The sequence below is a fragment of the Oceanobacillus sp. B139/18 genome (genome assembly GCF_055524595.1).
In genome coordinates this window covers 225,745-242,153 of record NZ_JBVFXI010000005.1, presented here as the reverse complement: position 1 = coordinate 242,153, position 16,409 = coordinate 225,745, and the positions used below count along the sequence as shown (strand labels likewise).

Annotated in this window: 15 protein-coding genes; 4 read left to right on the top strand and 11 right to left on the bottom strand. The window is 40.5% G+C overall.

The window, feature by feature from the left end:
* The first annotated feature begins 17 nt into the window (after window positions 1-17).
* Both ACZSMY_RS16070 and ACZSMY_RS16065 read left to right on the top strand, forming a co-directional pair.
* Window positions 18-1,136 carry an amidohydrolase/deacetylase family metallohydrolase gene (locus ACZSMY_RS16070; protein WP_465147973.1) on the top strand — a complete coding sequence of 373 codons (1,119 nt, stop codon included), beginning with the start codon at window positions 18-20 and terminating at the stop codon, window positions 1,134-1,136.
* A 180-nt stretch (window positions 1,137-1,316) separates the two neighbouring features.
* A complete protein-coding gene (locus tag ACZSMY_RS16065; RefSeq protein ID WP_306432771.1) occupies window positions 1,317-2,030 on the top strand; it encodes a GntR family transcriptional regulator in 714 nt (237 codons plus the stop codon).
* 47 nt (window positions 2,031-2,077) lie between these two features.
* On the opposite strand, the gene ACZSMY_RS16060 is transcribed toward ACZSMY_RS16065, so the two are convergent.
* Complete coding sequence (locus ACZSMY_RS16060) at window positions 2,078-2,440, bottom strand: DUF488 domain-containing protein (RefSeq protein WP_042529107.1); 363 nt, start codon at window positions 2,438-2,440, stop codon at window positions 2,078-2,080.
* A 161-nt stretch (window positions 2,441-2,601) separates the two neighbouring features.
* Window positions 2,602-4,047, bottom strand: a complete 1,446-nt coding sequence (locus ACZSMY_RS16055) for a processed acidic surface protein (protein WP_465147972.1) — start codon at window positions 4,045-4,047, stop codon at window positions 2,602-2,604.
* A 224-nt stretch (window positions 4,048-4,271) separates the two neighbouring features.
* On the opposite strand from ACZSMY_RS16055, the gene ACZSMY_RS16050 reads away from it, so the two are divergent.
* Window positions 4,272-4,994, top strand: a complete 723-nt coding sequence (locus tag ACZSMY_RS16050; RefSeq protein WP_042529115.1) for a GntR family transcriptional regulator — start codon at window positions 4,272-4,274, stop codon at window positions 4,992-4,994.
* A gap of 43 nt (window positions 4,995-5,037) precedes the next feature.
* On the opposite strand, the gene ACZSMY_RS16045 is transcribed toward ACZSMY_RS16050, so the two are convergent.
* The 4 genes from ACZSMY_RS16045 to ACZSMY_RS16030 form a co-directional block, all read right to left on the bottom strand.
* Window positions 5,038-5,727, bottom strand: a complete 690-nt coding sequence (locus tag ACZSMY_RS16045; protein WP_042529116.1) for an ABC transporter ATP-binding protein — start codon at window positions 5,725-5,727, stop codon at window positions 5,038-5,040.
* 1 nt (window position 5,728) lies between these two features.
* Complete coding sequence (locus ACZSMY_RS16040) at window positions 5,729-6,757, bottom strand: ABC transporter permease (RefSeq protein ID WP_193064480.1); 1,029 nt, start codon at window positions 6,755-6,757, stop codon at window positions 5,729-5,731.
* A gap of 232 nt (window positions 6,758-6,989) precedes the next feature.
* The gene (locus ACZSMY_RS16035) at window positions 6,990-7,970 is read right to left on the bottom strand and encodes a LacI family DNA-binding transcriptional regulator (RefSeq protein WP_042529120.1); all 981 of its coding nucleotides are present in this window, start codon (window positions 7,968-7,970) and stop codon (window positions 6,990-6,992) included.
* Between the two features lie 21 nt (window positions 7,971-7,991).
* Window positions 7,992-9,491, bottom strand: coding sequence for a sucrose-6-phosphate hydrolase (locus ACZSMY_RS16030; protein WP_289584483.1), 1,500 nt, complete (start codon window positions 9,489-9,491; stop codon window positions 7,992-7,994).
* 197 nt (window positions 9,492-9,688) lie between these two features.
* Between ACZSMY_RS16030 and ACZSMY_RS16025 the strand changes: the two genes are divergently transcribed.
* On the top strand, window positions 9,689-11,629 hold the full coding sequence (locus tag ACZSMY_RS16025) for a sucrose-specific PTS transporter subunit IIBC (RefSeq protein WP_465147971.1): 1,941 nt from the start codon (window positions 9,689-9,691) through the stop codon (window positions 11,627-11,629).
* 115 nt (window positions 11,630-11,744) lie between these two features.
* On the opposite strand, the gene ACZSMY_RS16020 is transcribed toward ACZSMY_RS16025, so the two are convergent.
* The 5 genes from ACZSMY_RS16020 to ACZSMY_RS16000 all read right to left on the bottom strand — a co-directional run bounded on the left by ACZSMY_RS16020 (window position 11,745) and on the right by ACZSMY_RS16000 (window position 16,290).
* The gene (locus ACZSMY_RS16020; RefSeq protein WP_193064483.1) at window positions 11,745-12,134 is read right to left on the bottom strand and encodes a hypothetical protein; all 390 of its coding nucleotides are present in this window, start codon (window positions 12,132-12,134) and stop codon (window positions 11,745-11,747) included.
* Window positions 12,135-12,205: 71 nt separating this feature from the next.
* Window positions 12,206-13,591: a sensor histidine kinase gene (locus ACZSMY_RS16015; RefSeq protein WP_042529127.1), complete on the bottom strand. Its 1,386-nt coding sequence runs from the start codon at window positions 13,589-13,591 to the stop codon at window positions 12,206-12,208.
* Window positions 13,591-14,268 carry a response regulator transcription factor gene (locus ACZSMY_RS16010; protein WP_193064484.1) on the bottom strand — a complete coding sequence of 226 codons (678 nt, stop codon included), beginning with the start codon at window positions 14,266-14,268 and terminating at the stop codon, window positions 13,591-13,593. The genes ACZSMY_RS16015 and ACZSMY_RS16010 overlap by 1 nt, the downstream gene beginning before the upstream one ends.
* Before the next feature lie 70 nt (window positions 14,269-14,338).
* Window positions 14,339-15,586, bottom strand: a complete 1,248-nt coding sequence (locus ACZSMY_RS16005; protein WP_193064485.1) for an ABC transporter permease — start codon at window positions 15,584-15,586, stop codon at window positions 14,339-14,341.
* On the bottom strand, window positions 15,583-16,290 hold the full coding sequence (locus tag ACZSMY_RS16000) for an ABC transporter ATP-binding protein (protein ID WP_042529131.1): 708 nt from the start codon (window positions 16,288-16,290) through the stop codon (window positions 15,583-15,585). Before ACZSMY_RS16000 ends, ACZSMY_RS16005 begins: the two co-directional genes overlap by 4 nt.
* Window positions 16,291-16,409: the final 119 nt, after the last annotated feature.

Sequence of the window (16,409 nt, the reverse complement as noted above, 5' to 3'; positions counted from 1 at the left end):
ACAGAGGGGGACGGGCGATGGTACAGGTGATTAAAAATGCATTACTTACGAATGGGCAAAAGGCAGATATTTTAATTGAAAATGGGCGAATCAAGGATGTTGTCGCAGATGCAGGCAGCTTTTATCCAGTTCTGGCAGATGCAGAAGGGATGTATGTTTCGCCTGGGTGGATTGATCTACATACACATGCTTTTCCAAAATATAAGCCTTATTGCGCTGTCCCTGATAAAATTGGTTATCAAACAGGAGTAACCACTGTAGTCGATGCGGGAAGCAGCGGAGCAGATACGATAGAGGAATTCCACCAGATTGCAAAAGCGGCAAAAACCAGAGTGCATGCTTTTCTGAATATCTCAAGGATTGGTTTAAAACAAATGGATGAATTAGCAGATATAAATAATATTTCCTGGAACGCAATACAAAATACGGCAGCTGATTATCCTTTTTTCATTATTGGGTTAAAAGCGAGGATGAGTGCCAGCGTGGTGGGGGATAATGGGTTAAAACCGCTGCAACTGGCAGTAAAGTACAGCAAAGCGCTCAGGAAGCCGCTCATGGTCCATGTAGGCAGCGCCCCGCCCATGCTGGAGGAGATACTGCCTTTGTTAAAGAAAGGGGATATTCTCACACACTGTTATCATGGGAAACACGCCAATCATATTCTAAAGCCTGGAGGAGAAGTTGCCTCGGCTTTAGCGGAAGCCGTCCAAAGAGGTATCTATCTTGATGTAGGGCATGGGAAATCAAGCTTTTCCTTTTCTGTAGCCAAAAAAGCAATGGAATCAGGAATATCTTTTGATACAATCAGTACGGATATTTATGAGGAAAATCAAATAAATGGCCCCGTGTACAGCATAGCAGCAACATTGACGAAATTCCTGGCATTGGGTTATTCATTGGAAGCGGTTATCCGTGCGGTAACAGAAATCCCGGCACAGGTTTTAAAGCAGCCGAAGCTAGGTAATTTTCACCGCGGTTCTTATGCAGAATTTACTTTTTTTACTGTCGAGCATCAACAAAAAACGCTGGTTGACTCGATGGGAAATGAAATCATCACAAACCAGGTGATTAAACCGCAGGCTGTTTATCTCGGTAATGAATATATTGAATTGGAAAAGCATTATTCCTATGAATAGCAGGGGGAAGGGACCCCTTTCCGGTTGACTACAAATTTTAGTATGAGCAGGATTCTTGGTATAATAAGAAAGTAGAAAAAGATATAACAAGCATGGGCATGCGTTCATCAGGAGATACAGTGTGAAAGTAAGGGGAATGACGGGCACGCATACAGTGGATTTGGATATAGAAAGGTAGAGATGACAATGAAGCTAAATTTAAGACAGGGATCCTTATACTTACAGGTGAAGGAGATATTGAAGGAACGAATAATTAACGGACAATATCCCAAAAACAGCTTAATTCCTTCTGAACCGGAATTAGAAAAAGAATTCGAAGTGAGTAAAATTACGATTCGCCGGGCGGTGGAACAATTAGCTCAGGAAGGATATGTGGAGAAAAAAAGCGGCATTGGGACGACAGTACTGGCGAACCAGGCTGTTTCGAAGCTTTCCAAAGGACAGCGTTTTTCTGAATATCTGATTGGGGAAGGTCATCAATTAGGTAAAAAGCTGATCGAGGTGGAAAAAGTAGACGCTATCCTGCCTGCTATCCATGATTTAGCTGGGGAAGGCGCTTATTGTGTAGAACGTCTCTATACATTAGACGATAAGCCCTACATTCATTTCAGGCATTATATTCCATCATCGATTTCCCTGCCAAATGATCCCAATGTCTTTGTCAATTCATTATACGATATGCTCTATCAGGAGGGAATCCGCTTCTTTCGGTTCAAGGATGAATTCAGCGTGGCTATCCCGGAGCCGGCTGTTGCAGAGATGCTGGAAATGGAGCTGCAGCCGTTACTGCAGCGGGAACGTTTTTCTTATGACGAGCGTGACAGGCTGGTAGAATATTCGGTTGCTTATTACCGGACAGATATCCATAAGTATATTGTTAATTTTAATGTATAGCGAAAAGCGTACCTGAAGTAAGGTACGCTTTTGCTGTGCTTATAGCATTATTTTGGGAGTTTGCTTTCCAGTACTTCCTTTAATACAAGGGCATGATTGTGTTCTTTATCTTTGGCAGCATACAATAAAATAAGTGTCTGCTGCTTTTGCAGTTTCTGGAGTTCAGCTAATTTCTTTAATTTTTCATCATCATTTAGCAGTTCTTTTTTATATGCTGATTTAAAATCTGCAAATTTTTCAGGGTCATGGTTAAACCATTTTCGTAATTCTGGCGTAGGTGTTACTTCTTTGGCCCAATCATCGAGCTCTGCGTCTTTTTTGGAAATTCCCCGCGGCCAGACTAAGTCCACTAATACACGATATCCAGAGTCGTTAGATTTTTCATAGATACGTTGCAGTTTGATAGACATTGATTATTCCGCCTTTCCAACCAGTTGATTTCTCTTTAAGTTTATCATTTATGCGATTTGGTTTCTATGGATTGGTTCAGGCTGGAATAATTATATCTCAACCGCACTTAAGAATAAGCAAATATATCTTACTTTTTCAATGTGCAAATGTTGATTAATATTTATACGGTTTGCTTGCGCCTTCTTGCTAAAAACAGCAGGAACCCGCCTGCTGCAATAAATGCCAGTCCCCAGATTCCTTTTTCTGCATAATTAGAAGCAGTATCAGGGAGCTTTTCCTTTTTATCCCTATCGCTTTCAACTGTTGAGGCTGCTTCCATGTCCACGTCAGCTTCCGCTGTTTTTGGAGATTCCTTCACATAAGAAGTCTCCTCTGTTGCCGGAGGTTCTTTGTCCGGGCTTGTGATGACGGAAGGCTCTGTTTTCTTGTCTGCTTCCTTTTGAATCGCATTTCCAGTATCTATAATCGTATCAGCGTCAACTATTTCCCCGGAAATAATCAAGTCAGCAAGAAAGTCTCCTTGCAGGTTATAAATATTCGCCTTCAAGTCCGTATTTTCGAGCTTTGTTAAGCTGAATAGTATCTGCAGGGTGATCGGCTCTTCTCCTTCGTCTGTAACAAGAACAAATTCTACATGGAACTGAAAGATATCAATCAATTCATGGAAAATAGATAATAGCTCCGTAACTTGTCCAGGCGTTAATTCTGTCGCTTTCTCAAAATCGGAAAAAGCCATCATGCGTTCTGCTAAATTGAGCATTCTAGCAATTGTTTCATCACTGGTGATGTCTGGAATACTCCGAATATGCTCTTCCAAACGAAGCAGTTCATCCTCTGTTAAATCGAACTCCTCCATAAAAAAGCTTAAATCAAAGAAATCCTCCTCCCAAATAATTTCGCCGTCTAAATCGTTGAATAAATCATCTAAGAAAACATAGCTATGGATGTCTAGCCCGTTATCAGAGATAAGCTGCAGAACATCTTCTGTGGCCATTTCAAAATAAGGACCGACATTGCTCAAATCTTTATGGATGATTTCTCCTAAAAAGTCGGACAGCTCGTCGACCGTCTTAAAATCATTTAACTCAGATCCGTAAAGAGCTAATGCATTTTCAACATGGTCAGAAGTAACTTGAAAGCCCCGGATTGCTGTTGCTTCGGCCAGATAATCTGCAAGTTTTTGGTCAAAATCAGGCTCTCTGGGTGTTAAATTGTATAAGTAATAGTCCGTGTTCATATAAAGATCATCTAAAAAAATATAATCCTCTAAGGTTTCGCCAAACTCAGCCAGGGTTGCCCGGAGGGTACTCTGGTCAATATTATAATCACTATAAATCTGTTTTAAATTGTTACCATCTTGATGGATGATCTCTCCTAAGAAGTCTTTTAAATCGGTGACGGTATCAAAGTCCTCTAGATAGAAATCATAAAGCGACAACGAAAATGTGATATCCTCTTTGGTAACTGTAAAGCCGCGTACTTCACTAATTTCCGTTAAATAATTCTCCAAATCTTTTTGAAAGCTGTTTGATTGCGCATCTGCAGTCCCAGGTAAAACGACAAACAAAAATAAGAATAATGCAAAAATTTGTGTCGATTTCCTCATTTCTTCTCCTCTTTTCGATTAAAATAACTAGCTCAATGAGAAAATTATAGCCTTGAAATCCCTTTCTGGCAATCTATTTTTTGAAATATTTTTCAAATTTAAAAAGTATAGAGATTTCACACTGTCAAAAGAAGGATTACATCAGGAAACGTTTACAAAATATAAAGGTTATGTCACTATATTAGTATACAAGTATTCATCGATTGATAAAGGAGATATGCCGCATGAAGACATTTTATCCGAAGAAACAGCTGAGTAAGGAATCTAAGGGTGAGCAAGTGCTTGCAGAATTAAGAATGAGGATTATTTCCCGCGAAGTCAAGGCAGGAACGGTACTATCAGAAAATCAACTGGGGGCTTTATTTGATGTCAGCCGCTCTCCGGTGCGAGAAGCACTGCGTGTGCTGGCCAGTGAAAATCTTGTGCGATCCGAGCGGATGGGTGCAGTTGTTGTCGGTATCTCTGAAAAAAATATTGAAGAAATTTATGATGTCCGCTTAATGGTGGAATCCTTTACGTTTGAACGTCTATTGAAAATGCAGACAGATGCACTGGTTCAAGAATTAAGGAAAACGTTAGAGATGATGGAAATTGCAATCAAATACAAAGATGTAGATCAATTTTCTTTTCTAGATCTGGAATTTCACGAAACGGTTATTAAATACATTGACCATCATCATATTATGATGCTGTGGACGAATTTAAGACCTGTTTTGGAATGCCTGATTATTTTATCGATGCGCTACCGGATGATAACGGATGAAAAAGATTTTGAACGTGTTCTTTATAACCATGAGCTTATCGTGGAAGCCATTGATAAAAAGGAAAAGAATTTAGTGGACCTGGCTTTTGAGAGAAACTTTCATGATGTGCACAATCAAGTAGAACCTATCTGGACAGAGGAAGAGATGATGAAGACGGTAAGAGAATATAGTGCAAAAGAATAGGCAGCAAGCTATTTTAATATAAAATAGCTTGCTGCCATTATCTTCAAATTGTTTTATCTTGGACGATTTTTCCATCTTGCATTTCAATGATATGATCGGCAAAGGTCAACATGTCCATATCATGTGTAACCATTAAAACCGTAATATTTCGTTCCTTTGCGAGCCTTTGGATAAGTGTCATTACTTCTTTAGAGCGTTTGGAATCAAGGCTGGCAGTAGGCTCATCGGCAAAAAGCATTTTAGGGCTGTGAATAATCGCTCTTGCTACAGCGATGCGCTGCTTTTCTCCTCCAGATAAAGAGGCCGGATAAGCATCTTTTCGTTTCCACATATCGACCAGTTCTAAAATCTCTCTGATTTCCTTTTTCTGCGTTTGCTTGGAAAGAGGGGTTTCCGCAGTCTCCAGCATCAGAGACAGTTGTTCCTGGACGGTTAAAAAGGGAACCAGATGCGCAAATTGAAAAATAAACCCAAACTGTTTCGCCCGAATTTGACGGAGCTCTTCCCTTCGCATCGATGTCAGCTGTTGCTGCTCGAAGGAAATCTGCCCATCAGATGCTGTCTGCAATCCTGCTGCAATGGTCAGCAGGGTACTCTTGCCTGAACCGGAAGCACCGGTTAAGGCAGTAATTTTTCCTTCTGGCAGGGTAACATCAATCCCTTTTAATATCTCTTCTTTCACCTCTCCGTGAGTAAATGTTTTTTGCACGTTTTTTATCGTAAATAAACTCATTTTACATCTCTCCTTGCTGTATAGCCTGCATTGGCTCGACTCGCTTAATTTGAATCCCGGACAACGTGGCTCCGATAAATCCAATGATGATAAAAACGAGAGAGAGCAGTCCTGTTGCCTGCCATGTTAAATGAAAAGGCATTCCGCTTGGCGCCAGTACTTGGAAAGTCTGGCTAATGACAATAGATAAAATCAGCGAGATCACAGAGATGATAAGCATCTGCGCCCACATCATTTGAAACAGCTTTCCTGTCTTAACACCTAATGCCTTTAATATGCCGTAAATACCCAGCTTTTGAACGTTGATCATATAGAAAAAGATGGCAAACAACATCCCGCTGATAACCAGCAGGAAGATGACAATCATATTCAGTGACATCTGTTCGGCACTGTAGCTCGGGATCGTATTTAAAAATTCACTATTTGAAAAAGCCTGCAGATTTTCGAAGGCTGGTGCATCCCCCGTGATAAATGCGAGCTGCATCGAGTCGGTATGGAAGAACGTTTGAAAATCATCCGGGTTGATAAATGCCGCCGGTGAGTGACTGTATTTTTCATGTTCTACAAATCCTGCTACCGTCAATGTCTGTTCCCACTGTTCATTTGTTATTTCATCTCCTACCGCGATTCCTTCTTCTTCCAGTGATGCATCTAAAATAACATCGCCAGCGTTGACCTCTGGAAAATAGGTGCTGTCCGTTGCTGCTACATAAGCAACGCTGCGCTGTTTATCTGCAGTGTCGATAAAATTCCCCATCTGGATTGAGAAAAACGTGGTCTCAGGCTGTTCTTCTGTTATTTCTTGCTGCTGCTCTTCTGACAGACTGGAGAAGCTGTAGGTTTCGTCTGCTTCTTCCTCCATATAAAACGTCCCGCCCGGCAAATTTTTAATCAGTGAAGCATTGTCCTGCGAGAGCCCATTTGCCAGGCCGGATATAATAAAAGTTAATAAGCTGATTAAAAAAACAATCGAGCCCAGGATGGTATAACGTAATTTATTTTTCTTCATTTCTTTCCATGCCATTTTCATCTTGCTCTAACCTCCTGAATGTTTCGTATATCCAGAAGTATATAGGGCGAATATGAACGCAATATGAACAGGAAATGTCAACAGAGGTGTTGCAAGTATTATAGGAGGGAAATAAAAAAGCCGATTTCTGTCACTTAAGTTTGAATGGAAAGATTCAAAATAAATGAAAGAATATCGACTATGTTTCATAATCTATGGAATTAATTAGCTGCGAAACGATTTACATAAACAATCAGCTGGTCTGGCCTTGCATAAATCTAACAGGTAATTGATAAAGACTATCCAGCTCCACATCTGCATTATTTATCCGTTTCATCAGTAAATCAATCAAGAGATCGACAAATTGATCAATCGGCTGTAAGATGGTCGACAGCTGCGGAAAATAGTTTTGGATAAATTCCGTCCCGTCATAACCAATTACTTTTAAATCTCCCGGGATATTAATCCCTAATTCCTGCGCTTTGTTAAGAACCAAAATGGCTGTTAAATCATCCGTACAAAAAATACTGTCTATATCCTCTTTGGATAATATCTGGCGAATTTCCGTAGCTTTTAAAAATGGAGAATGCTCCAAGGGGAAGTGGTAAACCATTGGTTCTAACTGATGCTCCTTTAATACAGATAAATAGCCTTCCAGACGCTTGTTTGTCGGTGAATCGGATTCATTCGTCCCTGTGAGGATGGCAATTTTTCTGCCGCCTCTTTGATAGAGCTGCTCCGTTGCCAGACGGCCGCCTTGATAGCTGTCGCTGGAGACAATAGGAATACCTTCTGCCAGATGACGGTCAAATGAAATAATAGGCAGCCCCACATTTTCATATTCCGGAATTCCCAGATTATGCGCTCCTGCAATAATACCATCTACTTTGTTAGCAGCGAGCATTTTTAAGTAGTCCCGTTCTTTCTCCTTGTTATTGGCGCTGTCACAAAGAATCGTTTTATATCCTTTTTCAAATAGCTTTGTCTCCATTTTGGATGCTAATTCGCCAAAAAAAGGGTGAGATACAGTAGGGAAGATCAGACCAATCAATTGTGTATCTTTTCCCTGCAGCGAGCGGGCCATCGAGTTCGGCTGGTAATTTAATTCTTCCATCGCTTTGTGTACCTTATCGATGGTTTTCTGGCTTAGGTAGCCATAATGATTAATTACCCGTGAAACGGTTGTTGCTGAAACGCCTGCCCTTTTCGCTACATCTGTCAATTTAACTCCCATGATGCTCTCACCCTTTACTTATTACTCATTCATTTCGCGTAAGGTCCAGAAATCTCCCGTATAATCCCCTTCAAACCCTTGAAGGAAGATATGCGTCTGCTGCGGGTCTTTCACAAAAACACGGCTCGTGATGACGCGATAGCCATCATTAACAAAAACCTCGCAGACAGAACGATCTGCAAAAATATGCAATGTCAGCTTATCCTGTCTTTTGAGTGCAGCAGTTCTAGTGGAACCATAGGACTCTCCAAAAGGGATACCTGCCTTACTGCGGTCCATGCTTATTGTATCATGTTTTGCATCGAAAGAAATCTTCAGACCTTCTTTATTCTGCTTATCTGCAAATAAATATAAAGAGCCGGATGTACCTGCATTTAATTCGAGCTTTAATTCATAAACATTGCTGTCAGGTGAGCTTAATAACGTATCGGATGCTTGTGCAGAACCCTGCAATTCCTGATGATTCTGCCGTAATTCCTGCATTTCTGCAACTGGTTTTTGGTACAGATGATTTTCCTTGATGGACAATTCTTTCACGATACTGAGGCAATGCGCCCATCCTTCTTCAAAGGTAGGATAATCAATTTCCGGCAGCCCAATCCAGCCAACGCTCAATACACGGCCATCCGGTGCCTGGAATGCTTGTGTTGCATAGATATCAAAGCCTTCATCAAGGTTGATTAAATCAGACGTGTTTTCGATCGATACCGTCTCTTTATTAAATGAGGAACCGATGACATACATATTTGGATAGATATTTTGATAAGAGGAAATGTCTTTGTCTAAACCCTGTGGGCAGAACAGCAGCACAGGCTGACCGTCTACCAAAACGAAATTAGGGCATTCCACCATAAAGCCCATTTCTTCTGTTGTATAATCTAATTCACCAAGCAATTCCCAATCTGTCAGATTGCTGCTTTGGTAAGCTAATACCGCACCTTTTTCATTTTTTGTTTGGGCACCAATCATCATCAGGTAATGATTCTGATAACGAAATACCTGCGGGTCCCGAAATTCATGTGTATAGCCTGCCGGCGGACTATCGATTAAGGGTTCCGTTATTTTTTCTACTTCCATTTCCGTGTTCATCCAAGCACCCAGCTGATAAGAATGACGCTCCCACTCCTCGTTACGCACATTTCCTGTATACATTAAAAATAGCTTGTCTTCTACTGTCATCGCTGAGCCTGAATAAACCCCATGACTATCATAAGGAGAATCGGGTAATAAAACGTAATCATGCTGCTCCCAATCAACTAAATTATCCGATACCATATGATACCAGGACTTCACGCCGTGCACAGGTCCAAATGGATAAGCCTGATAAAATAAATGCCACTTCTCATTGTAGAATGAGAAACCGTTCGGATCATTTAAGAGGCCGGTTTTCGGTTGAATATGAAATGCCAGCTTCCATCCGGACTGCTCTAACTCTGCCGCAAGCATATCCTGATAGCTTTTAGACCATTGGTGATAAGGTTTATAACGCAAAGGTGTCGTCCATTCTGTTATTAATTCCATACTTTTTCAACTCCTTATATCTATTAAACTTCTTATATAGAACATATGCAATAATCATTAATATGTCAAACGTATAACATAATATTATCTAAATTAAAAGCATTTATATAAATGATTAGTGAAATATATGATAAACGATTGACATATTGGTTTTTTGTTTGTATGATAAAAAAAACGGTTACAGGGAGGAAGAAATCATGAATCATAAGCAGGTTGCAGAAGATATCCTGAAAATGCTTGGCGAAGATAATATACAAGCTGCCGCTCATTGTGCAACTCGTTTACGTTTAGTCTTAAAAGATGATGAAAATATTGACCAGCAAGGATTAGATAATCATCCAGATATTAAAGGAACGTTTAAACAAAATGGTCAGTTCCAGATTATTATCGGTCCTGGTGATGTAAATAAAGTGTATAAAGAATTAACAGATGCAACAGGCATTCAAGAAGTATCCAAAGACGATTTGAAAGCAATATCGGAGGAAGAGAAAAAACCGAATCCAATCATGTCATTTATTAAATTACTGTCTGACATCTTCGTGCCGATTATTCCGGCCTTAGTAGCGGGCGGTTTATTGATGGCTTTAAATAATGTGCTGACATCTCCGGATTTATTCGGCCCGCAGTCGGTTGTAGAAATGTTTCCTGCCATTGAAGATGTAGCCAGTATTATTAATCTGCTTTCTTCTGCGCCATTTGCCTTTTTACCAATTCTGATTGGTTACTCCGCCACGAAGCGATTTGGCGGTAATCCGTACTTAGGTGCTGCAATGGCGATGGCCATGGTTATGCCGGATTTAGTCAATGGCTATGCGGTAGCAAATGCGATTGAGGACGGAACAATGAGCTACTGGAACATTTTTGGTCTGGACGTAGCACAAGCTGGGTATCAAGGGTCTGTATTGCCAGTCTTGGCAGTGTCATGGATTTTGGCTAACATTGAGAAGTTCTTCCATAAACGGCTGGCGAATGCATTTGATTTTACCTTTACACCAATGTTTGCGGTAATTATTACTGGATTTTTAACGTTTATTTTTGTCGGACCACTGATGCGTTCCTTGTCTGACGGATTAACAGACGGTCTTGTGTGGTTATACCAGACCACAGGAGGATTTGGCTTAGGGATCTTCGGAACGTTCTATTCTGCAATTGTTATCACGGGGCTGCACCAAAGCTTCCCGACGATTGAAACGATGCTGCTTGCGGATGTAGCAAACACTGGCGGTTCCTTTATTTTCCCGGTTGCTTCCATGGCAAACGTAGCCCAGGGTGCGGCATGTCTGGCAATCTTCTTTGTTACAAAGAATAAAAAGCAAAAAGGTCTGGCGTCTTCTGCAAGTGTATCTGCGATGCTGGGTATTACAGAACCGGCGATTTTCGGGGTGAACTTAAAACTGAAATTTCCATTCATTTGTGGAATGATTGGGGCAGGCATTGCTTCTGCATTTATCGGCTTTTTCCATGTGCTTGCAGTAGCAATGGGACCGGCGAGTGTGATTGGTTTCATTTCCATTGCACCTAATTCGATTCCAATGTTTCTGATTGGTATTGTCATTAGTATGGTAGTTGCTTTTACGTTAACCTTTATCTATGGAAAGCGAAAATTAGCTGCGCCAGAAAATGATAAAAGCCCGGAAGAACCGGCAAATGAAACGAATACGGAAGCTACTTCTGTTCAAGCAGGCGAAGTAACAATCAGCTCCCCGCTTACTGGAAAGCTTATTCCGTTACAGGAAGTGAATGATCAGGTGTTTTCATCAGAGATGATGGGGAAAGGGATAGCTATTTATCCGGAAAAACAGCTGATTGTAGCTCCGGCAGATGGGACGATTACCGTCACTTATGATTCTGGGCACGCTTTTGGAATTCGTACGGATCAAGGAGCAGAAATCTTAATCCATATCGGTATTGATACTGTAAATCTGAATGGAGAAGGCTTTGATTGCAAAGTAAGCCAAGAACAGCAAGTGAAAAAAGGCGATATTTTAGGAGCATTCAACATCGATGGAATAAAAAATGCCGGTTATGATCCAACGGTAATGATCATTATCACCAATACGGGTGATTATGCGGAAGTATTTCCTGTAAATCAGAAAGCAGTTACGGAAGGCAATAATTTACTGCATTTAAATAGATAAACAGTCTATCTCCCTACAAGAGGAAGATTGGTTTCAGACAGTATATTAATAATCTGAAAAAGAGAAGGGACATTTTGTCATCCTTCTCTTTTTCACGTTGGATTAACTCTTTATTTTAGTTTGTTTCTGTGAACAGGGTAAGAATAAAAAAGCAGGCAAAGCTGATTAGAAGTGTGACTCCGCCTCCAATATAAAGAATAAGTGTAAGCAGCTGCGGCAGCTCAAATGGCTGTACCATATACAACCACATTCCAAGCGTTAAACCAATGGATCCTGCTGCTGCACTCCATACATGGAGGGCTGTTAAGAAAGGTGATTTTGGCTGAAAAACTTTATAGAATATTGCCCAGCAAAATAGGGACAGCCAGCCGACTACCAGACTGTGGGCATGAACAGGGCGGAATGCATATGATCCTGAACCTGCCATATGTGCGCCCAGAATGGCACCGATGAGACCGAAAACTCCTGATAAGATTAATAACAAACGACTTGGATTTTTAATCATAATGTCCTCCTTATTTCTTTTGCTTCATCGTAACGAATGAATATGAACGCATTGTGAATAAGGAGAAAAACTTAGTTAGAAATCGGCAAAGTAACAATAAAGATAGTTCCGGCAGTTTCACCAGGTCTGGCTATGACAGTACCGCCGTGTAAATCTATGATTGTAGCCACAATGGATAAGCCCAATCCTGTGCCTTTTACACTCCTTGTACGGGAAGCATCCGCCCGATAAAAACGGTCAAAAATACGTTCTGCTTCCTCTTCAGAAATACCAATTCCCGTGTCTGTAAAAGAAATAGAGCATTGCTCATTTGTATATGTGAATTGAATATCAATACTGCCGCCTGATTGATTATATTTTAATGCGTTGGAAAGCAAATTATCCCAAACCGTATTTAACAGTGAAGGGTCGCCGTAAATTTCCAAGTCAGGGAGTGTGTAGCTCAGCATGATTTCTTTTTCATGAATCAGCCATTGATAACTTTTTAATAGGTTTTTTAATTGACTGCTGACGTTAAAATGCTTCTTTTTTACAATGTGCTTTTCATGATCAAGCGAAGCAAGCAGCAGCAATTGGTCCGTCATGGTGGATAAACGTCCGGTTTCTTCATTAATAATTGAGATATACTGCTGCCTGTCTTTTTCTGTTAATTCGTTATCCTCCAGCAAGTTCGTATACCCTTTGATATTAGATAATGGAGATTGAATATCGTGCGAGATATTAGAAACAAATTCTTTGCGTACTTGTTCGTTTTCCACAATTTGTTTCGCCATCTGTGAGAAACTTGAGGATAACTCTCCAAGCTCATCCTTTCGTTTCGTGCTCAAGGCATTCACCTGGAAATCTCCTTTAGCCAGCTGTTTAGTAGCATCACTAAGCCGGGAAATGGGTTTGATAAGGTAATTTGTGCTAAAAAGAACAAACAAAATACTAAGGATAATTGTTAAAGCAAAGAGCACTCCAAATAATAAATGCATTTCGTTGAAGAGCAGCTTGATGTCTGGTCGGATAAATAGTGCGAAGCTCTCTCCCTGATACGTAAGCGGCACCCCAATGGAATTCTTCAGCTCATTGGCAAAAAAACCTGTTACAAAGGTTTCCTGAGGGAAATGGAGCATGCCATGGTAAACTTCCCCGTTCAGCACATTTTCCACGACAGCTGATTCCAGATTATTTTCCCGGAAGGCTGCTCCGAAGAACTGTTCTTGACTTGAGTTATCCACAAGGTATAGTTGATAACCGACATCTGCTATATTTGATAAATAGTCGCTGATATCGATTTCTGGATTATTTTCAATAAACGCAGCCATATCTAAGGCGATTTCTGTATTTTTTGCATCGTTTTGGGGCTTCAGAGAATGCTGGTAATAGGTATTCGATATGAAAAAGGCAATCACACCACTAAGCAGCATGATACCAATAGTGACAGCAGCAAATTTAACATATAGTGACCGCATTATTCTGCTGACTCCAGACAATAGCCAACACCTCGGACAGTTTTAATGGAAAAAGCAGAAGTCAAGGAAGAAAAACGCTCCCGCAGTCGTTTGACATGAACATCTACGGTACGGTCATCACCTTCATAATCGATTCCCCACACTTTTTCAATCAGTTGTGAGCGGGTAAACACATTTTGTGGATAAGTTGCCAATAATGCTAATAATTCAAATTCCTTTAAGGGAAGTAACAGGGTTTTATCCCCAATCTTTACCTCATAACTATCCAGATTAATTTCGGTATCTCCCAATCGTATGATATGCGTATCGTTCTCCTGATGGTAGCGGCGCAGCAAAGCATGAATACGGAAGCTGAGTTCACGCGGTTCAAATGGTTTTACTAGATAATCATCTGTTCCCGCCAGAAAGCCTTCTTCCTTATCCTCAATTTGCCCTTTGGCTGTGAGTAAAATAATCGGAATATCGTATTGCTTACGAATTTCTTTTGTCAGCTGAAAACCGTCCATAAATGGCATCATTACATCGACGACGGCTAAATCACAGCTGGTTTTATTTAAGAGAGATAAAGCATTTGCACCATCCTTGGCTTCTGCAACGAGAAAACCTTCTTTTTCAAGCTGGATCCGGACAAGCTGTAAAATGCGGGTATCATCATCAACAATTAAGATTCTTTGCATATGGGTAGTCTCCATTCATACTAGTTCATACTTAGTTTAAGCTTACAGCAAATGATAGCAAGCTGCCAAATTATTCTTCGATGCTTACGTGATTAACCGGAACATAACGAATATGCCAATACACCAGCCCTATTCCCGACAACACACTGATAATAGAGAAAATCAGCATCCCGAAAAGACCAAATTTTAAATATCCGAAAAGGAGTCCGATAACGAATAGGATAGGCGAACTCAGCCGTCGTACGCTTGTCTCCAGAGATCCTCGCAGCATGGATTCTCTCCATGAGAAAAGCTCAATAAAGGAGTTAAATCGAAAGCCAAGCCAGCCTGTTTTAGTAATATCCACAATGATATAGATCGAAGCCAGCCAAAATAGATAGCCAGTCCAATGCGGTGCAGATACAATCAACACCGCAATTAGGAGTCCTGTAAGCTGAACAAGCGGCATCAGCACCGGTAAATTGCGGAAGAAGGATTTAAAATAGGCATCGGTGAATATCATTTCACTGCTTTGCTTTTGAAACATAACCTGTGATTCCTTCCAGAGCCTGATTGGTTTTGCAGAAGGAGGTTTGTACCCTTGCTGCCGGACATTGGTAAATAAAAGATTAACCCATTTTCCTCTTGTTTGTTCATCCATTTCAGCAATTTTTAAAAAATGGGTTCCATGATAAGCAAGCTTGTCAGATACAAAAGTAATAGCGATAACACTTAAGGTTATCCACATTATCCACAGAGGTAAATGTAATAAGATACCCTGTGATAAACTTATCCACAGTATAAGGATTAGAATAATGGATATCGAACGAATAATAAAAGAGGAGATATGAATCTGTGCATATTTTTTCCATAGGGTTAGCAAACATACGCCTGAGAGATAGTAAAGCCATAAATATCCCAAAGAAAGCAGAGATAAAGAGAATAGTTTGCTTAGAAAAGGTGCAGCAATGATAAAAAACAACGTTGCGGTAAGTAGCATCATACTAGTTGAATAGACGATTGCATATTGAGAGATGCGCCGCAGCAAGGGAATATTTCTGCTTAAGAAAAGCTGGTCCGCCAGATAAGTAAATAATTTGATATGATGGAAGAAAAAGCTTATTACCAATATCATCATCCAGCCATACCAGCCAATGAAATTTAATAGAAAGGGGATATCCTGCAGCCATTCCATGTAGAAAAAAGCACCAATAGCAATCCCGGGAATCAAGATATAGATAAATAAGGTCCAATCCAGTATCAGCTTGCTGGCTTCCCATAGATTTTTATAATCGGACTGGAGCCGTTTGAGGAACAGCGTGCGTGCAGTTCCATTCATGATACGCCCTCCTCTAATAATTCATAAAAACAATCTAAAAGAGAAGTGCCAGCGGACTGATTTGTTTCTTTTTGTAACTCCAGTAAATCTCCTTGGAAAATCGTGTTTCCTTCGTTTAAAAGAATGAACCGGTCACAGAGTTTCTCTGCGGAATCCAGGACATGTGTAGACATCAACAAAGCGGCTCCGCGTTCTTTTTCCTGATACAGCAGGTTAATCAAATGCTTTGTTGCGATTGGATCTAATCCAATAAAAGGTTCATCAATGATATAAATGTCCGCTTCTGTCATAAAGCTTAGACAAATCAATGTTTTTTGCCGCATTCCTTTGGAAAAATGAATAGGCAGTTCATGTTCTTTACCCGTAAGCGAAAATTTCTTGAGAAGATCCTTTGCGCGGGGCTCCCAAATAGTTTGGGGCATTTCATAAGACGTCGCAGCAAGCCGTAAATGCTCCCAGAGCGTAAGGCGATCATAGAGAATCGGCTCTTCGGGGATGTAGGCCAGCTGTTTGTCTTTTTCTAATTCAATATTTCCATGTACATGCTCCATGGTGCCGATGATTGATTTGATTGTTGTACTTTTCCCGGCGCCATTTGCTCCGATTAAACCGACAATTTCACCGGGACAGATGGTGAAATGAATGTTTTGCAGATAAGGTTCCTTTTGCTGATAACCTGCTGAATCGATATGTACCTGCAGCACAGAATCTCCTCCCTGAGTTATAGAGTGTGTTTCTATTTAAGTAAATGAATTATTCTATAATAGAAATACGGTAAATCAGGAAAAAGGTTTCGTTTTAATAAGAAACAGCGGCTTTCCAA

Bases quoted from the DNA above. Each gene is read 5' to 3' on its own strand.
- ACZSMY_RS16055 (WP_465147972.1), bottom strand. From the start codon at position 4,047: ATGAGGAAATCGACACAAATTTTTGCATTATTCTTATTTTTGTTTGTC.
- ACZSMY_RS16050 (WP_042529115.1), top strand. From the start codon at position 4,272: ATGAAGACATTTTATCCGAAGAAACAGCTGAGTAAGGAATCTAAGGGT.
- ACZSMY_RS16030 (WP_289584483.1), bottom strand. From the start codon at position 9,491: ATGGAATTAATAACAGAATGGACGACACCTTTGCGTTATAAACCTTAT.
- ACZSMY_RS16025 (WP_465147971.1), top strand. From the start codon at position 9,689: ATGAATCATAAGCAGGTTGCAGAAGATATCCTGAAAATGCTTGGCGAA.
- ACZSMY_RS16015 (WP_042529127.1), bottom strand. From the start codon at position 13,591: ATGCGGTCACTATATGTTAAATTTGCTGCTGTCACTATTGGTATCATG.
- ACZSMY_RS16005 (WP_193064485.1), bottom strand. From the start codon at position 15,586: ATGAATGGAACTGCACGCACGCTGTTCCTCAAACGGCTCCAGTCCGAT.
- ACZSMY_RS16035 (WP_042529120.1), bottom strand. From the start codon at position 7,970: ATGGGAGTTAAATTGACAGATGTAGCGAAAAGGGCAGGCGTTTCAGCA.
- ACZSMY_RS16020 (WP_193064483.1), bottom strand. From the start codon at position 12,134: ATGATTAAAAATCCAAGTCGTTTGTTATTAATCTTATCAGGAGTTTTC.
- ACZSMY_RS16045 (WP_042529116.1), bottom strand. From the start codon at position 5,727: ATGAGTTTATTTACGATAAAAAACGTGCAAAAAACATTTACTCACGGA.
- ACZSMY_RS16065 (WP_306432771.1), top strand. From the start codon at position 1,317: ATGACAATGAAGCTAAATTTAAGACAGGGATCCTTATACTTACAGGTG.
- ACZSMY_RS16040 (WP_193064480.1), bottom strand. From the start codon at position 6,757: ATGAAAATGGCATGGAAAGAAATGAAGAAAAATAAATTACGTTATACC.
- ACZSMY_RS16010 (WP_193064484.1), bottom strand. From the start codon at position 14,268: ATGCAAAGAATCTTAATTGTTGATGATGATACCCGCATTTTACAGCTT.
- ACZSMY_RS16060 (WP_042529107.1), bottom strand. From the start codon at position 2,440: ATGTCTATCAAACTGCAACGTATCTATGAAAAATCTAACGACTCTGGA.
- ACZSMY_RS16070 (WP_465147973.1), top strand. From the start codon at position 18: ATGGTACAGGTGATTAAAAATGCATTACTTACGAATGGGCAAAAGGCA.